2 tRNA genes and 2 rRNA genes are annotated in these 678 nt (G+C 47.1%); all 4 read left to right on the forward strand.

Going from position 1 to position 678, the window contains the following annotated elements:
* Window positions 1-114: ribosomal RNA gene (locus GWQ31_RS21680) — 16S ribosomal RNA — on the forward strand; the annotation flags it as partial.
* 72 nt (window positions 115-186) lie between these two features.
* Window positions 187-263: transfer RNA gene (locus tag GWQ31_RS21685), tRNA-Ile, on the forward strand.
* Between the two features lie 16 nt (window positions 264-279).
* Window positions 280-355 (forward strand) — tRNA-Ala (locus GWQ31_RS21690).
* A gap of 242 nt (window positions 356-597) precedes the next feature.
* A 23S ribosomal RNA gene (locus GWQ31_RS21695) occupies window positions 598-678 on the forward strand; the annotation flags it as partial.

Raw genomic sequence — 678 nt, forward strand, 5'->3', positions numbered from 1 at the left:
CCAGAAGTAGATAGCTTAACCTTCGGGAGGGCGTTTACCACGGTGTGATTCATGACTGGGGTGAAGTCGTAACAAGGTAACCCTAGGGGAACCTGGGGTTGGATCACCTCCTTACCTTAAGATGTCGAAGTTGTTGAGTGTTCACACAGATTGCCTTGATTCAAGTTTAGAGACAGTACACGAAGTGGGTCTGTAGCTCAGGTGGTTAGAGCGCACCCCTGATAAGGGTGAGGTCGGTGGTTCGAGTCCACTCAGACCCACCACTTCGTTCCCGATTATGGGGCTATAGCTCAGCTGGGAGAGCGCCTGCTTTGCACGCAGGAGGTCTGCGGTTCGATCCCGCATAGCTCCACCATAATCGGTACTGTATTTTGCGAGAAGCAAAAGCCATGCATTGAGCTATGACGTTCAATCTATGCCTTTGACTTCTTTATGAAGTTTGCTCTTTAACAATCTGGAAAGCTGATTTAAAAAGTAGTTCTCAAACATTTGTTACAAGTGCTTTGGAAACTTCTTGGCGAAAACCAAAATTTATTTTGGTCCTTGTTGTGCTTCAACAAGCAAGCGTTGTTTCAACGACACTTCTTGGGGTTGTATGGTTAAGTGACTAAGCGTACATGGTGGATGCCTTGGCAGTCAGAGGCGATGAAGGACGTACTAACCTGCGATAAGCTGTGA

It is taken from the genome of Aeromonas sp. 2MA4 (assembly GCF_029237305.1).
GTDB classification, from domain to species: Bacteria; Pseudomonadota; Gammaproteobacteria; order Enterobacterales; family Aeromonadaceae; genus Aeromonas; species Aeromonas salmonicida.